The sequence below is a fragment of the Paraburkholderia sp. RL17-347-BIC-D genome, assembly GCF_046027915.1.
GTDB lineage: Bacteria > Pseudomonadota > Gammaproteobacteria > Burkholderiales > Burkholderiaceae > Paraburkholderia.
Map to the genome: position 1 here is coordinate 1 of NZ_JARESS010000235.1, position 532 is coordinate 532.

General features: G+C 65.2%; 1 protein-coding gene. It reads right to left on the bottom strand.

What is annotated here, in order from left to right:
* The coding region (locus P0D96_RS48350; protein WP_408321447.1) for a site-specific integrase at positions 1 to 408 on the bottom strand (408 nt) is incomplete at its 3' end.
* Between the last annotated feature and the right edge of the window lie 124 nt (positions 409 to 532).

Consider the following 532-nt stretch of genomic DNA (forward strand, 5'->3'; position numbering starts at 1 on the left):
CGCGCCATACGCGACCGACAGCGCGGTCTGGTGCTTCAGGTTGCCCGCGGCCTCGATGAGCCGCCGCACTTCATCGGGGCTGAGCACGACGGGCAATACGCGGGGCACGCGCACCGGTTGCATCCTGACCATCAGTTCGGGCCGGTCGAGCGTGACGGTGAAGAAGAACTTCAGGCCGGTGATCGCGTGGTTCAGCGACACGGCCGATGTGCCGTGGTCGACCAGATAGAGCTGGTAGCGGCGCAGGTCCTCGACGGTGGCCGTGTCAGGTGAGCGCCCGAGAAACCGGGCGAACTCACGCACGATGTGCAGATAAATGTCCTGCGTCTTGGGGGCAAGCTGGCGCATGCGCATGTCGTCGAGCATGCGCTGGCGCAGCGGACTGACGTTTGACTGTGAGGAGGTCATGATTGGGCTCCTGCCGGAGAACGAGGCGGATTGCCTCATTCGCCAACATACGGAACCGCGATGCCGGCCTCTCCGTGACCACCGGCGTCTGACCGGAGCCCCTACCGCGCGAGCGGTTTCGTTC